Below are 3,809 nucleotides of genomic sequence, written 5' to 3'. Positions count from 1 at the left end.
CTCTTGAGGCGTTCGGTGACGAAGTCGGAGAGCAGGCCCATCCGGCTGCCTTCGGTGCGCATCCGCTGCACGGCGGTCCGTTGCCGCCGCAATTCGGCCGGTCGTTAAGGACGGTGTCATGAGCCGCCATTAGGGCTGAATGGCCTGGTCAGACCTCGTTGCCGTGCTACTGCTCAAAGATGGTTTCGACGACGGTGGCTTGTTCGGCTTTCCCGGCTCGGAAGTACCGGGATGAGGTCTCGACGGAGGCGTGGCCGGGCAAGGCTTGGACCTGTGCGGGGTCGGCGCCGCCTTGGCGGAGACGGGTGGCGTAGGTGTGGCGTAGCCGGTGGGGGCGAAGGCCTTTGATCCCGGCGGCTTCGCCGACGGCGAGGACGACCTGGGTGATGCCGGAGATGGTCAGCCTGCCGCGTTGCCCGGTCCACAGTGGGCCGGGGTGGTTTCCACGTTCGGCGATCCAGGCGGACAGGCGCTGGCGCGCGACGGCGGGCAGCGGGACGTTGTGGACTTCGTCGCCCTTGCCGTGCAGGCGGATGCTGCCGGTTCGGGCTGTGATAGCGACGTCGTCGAGGTCGAGCCGTTCGCACTCTTCGAGTCGGGCGCCGGCGTAGAGCAGGACCGCGATGATGGCCGCGTCCCGCGCGCCGCGGCGCAGCGAGGCGCGTTCGACCTTGCCCTGCTGCGCGGGGCTGAGTGCGTCCGGTTCGCCGGGGCGCGGCACGCGGACCCGTTTGACGGTGATCCGCAGTTGCGGACCGTGCTCGTAGAGCAGGGTCACCGCGGCGAGCGCTTGGTTGATCGAGGACGGGCTGGCCTTTGCCGAGCGCATGAGGTGCTTGCGCCAGGCGGTGACCGCGGCCTCGGCGCCGACGACGTCGGCGAACGCGTCCGGATGCTTCGCGGCGTTCCTTCAGGGATGGCGTGTGGCGCCACACTTCCCCCGAGATAGCACGGGCGAACGGGCGGCATCCCGGTATTCGTGCAAGCCAGGGACCCTGACTTGGGGATCACACCATAGGTCGTGATCCCCAAGCTGGACATCGGGTTTGCGTCAGCGTCGAGTGGTCTCCAGCCGCAGCCGCTCCACGGGCGTCACATGCTGCACGGGGTCTTCGAGATGTTCGCCGCCGAGGTAGCGGCGGAAGAAGGTGGACAGATAGGCATCGCCTACCTCCCGCTGCTGGTCCTGGGTGAGCTGCTTCTGCTCGGTGTACTTGCCGTCGTTGCTGTAGCACTGCCCCGCTGGCGGCGCCGGTTTGTCCTTGGGCTCGTAGTTCTTGGCGTCGTCGAATGATCCGGGCCCGTTCGACCAGGTGGTGTTGTAGAAGTTGTGATTGGCGCCGTGAATGAGATACCCACCGGCCGGCGCGGTGTGCCGCACCGTGGTGTGCAGGAGTTCACTGCCCGCAGTGCGGGTATCCCAGTCGCAGGTACCCATGATCACGGTGTAGGGAATATCGGTGATCCAGTTTCCGGTGCTGCCGTCCGGTGTGTAGGCGGTCGCGGGCGCCAGGGCCGCTACCGCGCGGATCGTAACCCCTTCCGGCCACGCCTTCCGCTGCTGGTGGCTGGCCTGCTGGATGACGGCGGCGCCGCCCCGCGAATGGCCCATGGTGCCCACCTTGGTCATGTCGACCCGGTGGGTGAAGTCGGCCGGGAGCTTTCCGGCCAGCGCGCCGGTGCCCGAGGCCGACAACCGCTGCCACAGTTCCAGGTGCTTGTTCATCAGCGCCGCGCGGTCGGCGACCTGGTCGTTGCTGTGCTGGCCGTTGATCCCGTTGCTGCTGATCGAGACGACGATGTAGCCGTGGCCGGCCAATTCCCGACCGAGATCGCGGTACCCGCGTTCGCTGTGCAACTGCCGGGTTCCCGGCGGGCACGGCCAGTCGAACGACGCGGTGCCCGAGGCGTCCGCGCAGGTCTTGAACAAGCCGTGGACGAGCATGATCAGCGGACGCCTAACGTCGCCGAGATCGTGCGGGTAGTACACCTCGCCCTGCAATTCCACCGGTAGTGGCGAGTTCGGCACCGTGAACGCCGCGTCACCGAGGTTGTAGTCGGCGATGTCCACAGTGGAACCGGGTTGGGCTGTCGCGGTCGCCGTACTGGTCAGGGCGAGCGCCAGCGCCGCCAGCAGTGTTCGAGTTCGGATCATGAAGCCGATGATGCCCGATGATTGTGATGATCCTGTTCAGAAACCGGGCGGTGAGCAGGAGAATCGCCAGGTCCCACTCGCGGCGCAGGATGCGGCACACGTCGAGGCCGTCCACCCTCGGCAGCAGCATCACGTCGAGCACCACCAGATCCGGCAACTGCCCCCGAGCCGTGTCGATCGCCGCGCGACCGGTCGTGTGTCACGACCACCGTGTGGTGCTCGCGTTCCAGATAGCGGCGAATCAGCTCCGCCTGTTTTTCGTCATCCTCGGCCAGCAGGATATGCGCACACACCGTGATCGTAATGAAGATCGACGAAACGCGGAGATCACCGGCTCCTTACCAGGCCTTAACAACTTCCTCACAACCCGGTGACACCGTGGGCCGCATGAAGGTCCACGTAACACGACGGCCGCGCATTTTCGTGCTGCTCCTCGTCATGATGGCGCTCGCCGGCTGCGGCCAGGCCCGAACCGGCGCCGACGCGTCCGCGACTGGGACACCTCCCGCGACGGCGTCCACCACGACGACGACCGCACCGCACGCTCCGCCGGTCGGCTACCAGCCGTCGGGGCCGGAGCGGACCCGCACGACCACCCTCGGTTACCAGGTCAACACGTGCGTACCCGTCGAACACGACCCGGGCACGTTCACCCTGACCACCGCCGACGGTGTGCACCTGTCGGCCCTCGAGCTCGGCACCGGCGAACGCGGCGTCCTGCTCGCCCACGAACAGGGGTACAACATCTGCTCCTGGCTGTCCCTCGGCGAAGAGCTCGCCGCCGCCGGGTACCACGTCATGCTCTTCGAATACCGCAATCACGGCGCCTCCGAACGGGCCACCCCCAACACCCACATCGACCGCGACGCCTCGGCCGCACTCGCGGAACTCCACCGCCGTGGCGCCGATCGCGTGCTGATCGCCGGAGCGTCCTGTGGCGGGACGTCCAGCGCCGTCGTCGCCGCCACCGAGCCACGACTGGCCGGCCTGCTGCTCCTGTCTTCCCCGGCGCATTGCCTCGGGGAAGACGGTGAGACCGCGGTACGGTCGATCACCCGGCCGTCCCTGTTCGCGGTCTCGCCAGGCGACTACAGCGGCAACATGATCAAAGAGGTCAGGACCCTGCACGCGGCCTCGGCCGCGGGGGACAAGCACCTCGAGATCGTGCCCGGCGGACGCCACGGCACCGACATGCTCAGACATAACCAGCCCGAACGCCTCCACCAGCTGGTCCGCGACTTCATTGACTCCGCGTTCCGCCAGTGACCCAAGTGCGGCCGACGGGACAACTGCTCCAGCACCAGATCCTGCAGCTGATGACGGGTTCCCTTCAAGACGTTCACCAGGATCGCGCGAGCCAGTTCCTCGGCGACTCGCCGTGTGGTCGGCCCGTGCGGGAACCACCGCCGACACCACGCGCACCGGCCGCGTCATCGCCCATCACTGTGCCCGTCCTGGAACAGCTCCTCCCGAGCCGCGGCCTGACTGATCCAACGGGGACTACTGACGTTCGTGATCTAGGGTGACGGTCGTGTGTGATCATGACTGACTGTGTCGGCGATCAAGCAGGGTGTGCCGGTTCGTCGGGATCGGGCCGCGATGGAGTCGGTGCGGCTGGCCGCGGCCGAGTTGTTCGAACAGGGCTACTCGCAGG

At 67.3% G+C, this 3,809-nt stretch carries 3 protein-coding genes and 1 pseudogene; 1 reads left to right on the top strand and 3 read right to left on the bottom strand.

The annotated features are described in order from the left end of the window. Nucleotides 1-166 precede the first annotated feature (166 nt). The 3 genes and pseudogenes from AB0I53_RS49350 to AB0I53_RS49340 form a co-directional block, all read right to left on the bottom strand. Nucleotides 167-829, bottom strand: coding sequence for a tyrosine-type recombinase/integrase (locus AB0I53_RS49350; protein ID WP_358618112.1), 663 nt, complete (start codon nucleotides 827-829; stop codon nucleotides 167-169). 222 nt (nucleotides 830-1,051) lie between these two features. Beyond that, on the bottom strand, nucleotides 1,052-2,155 hold the full coding sequence (locus AB0I53_RS49345; RefSeq protein WP_358618110.1) for a hypothetical protein: 1,104 nt from the start codon (nucleotides 2,153-2,155) through the stop codon (nucleotides 1,052-1,054). Nucleotides 2,156-2,198: 43 nt separating this feature from the next. After that, nucleotides 2,199-2,448, bottom strand: a pseudogene (locus AB0I53_RS49340) (response regulator); the annotation flags it as partial. Between the two features lie 94 nt (nucleotides 2,449-2,542). Between AB0I53_RS49340 and AB0I53_RS49335 the strand changes: the two are divergent. After that, nucleotides 2,543-3,421: an alpha/beta hydrolase gene (locus AB0I53_RS49335; protein ID WP_358618107.1), complete on the top strand. Its 879-nt coding sequence runs from the start codon at nucleotides 2,543-2,545 to the stop codon at nucleotides 3,419-3,421. Nucleotides 3,422-3,809: the final 388 nt, after the last annotated feature.

It is taken from the genome of Saccharopolyspora sp. NPDC050389, assembly GCF_040655595.1.
GTDB lineage: Bacteria > Actinomycetota > Actinomycetes > Mycobacteriales > Pseudonocardiaceae > Saccharopolyspora.
This window is presented reverse-complemented; position numbering and strand designations above follow the sequence as displayed.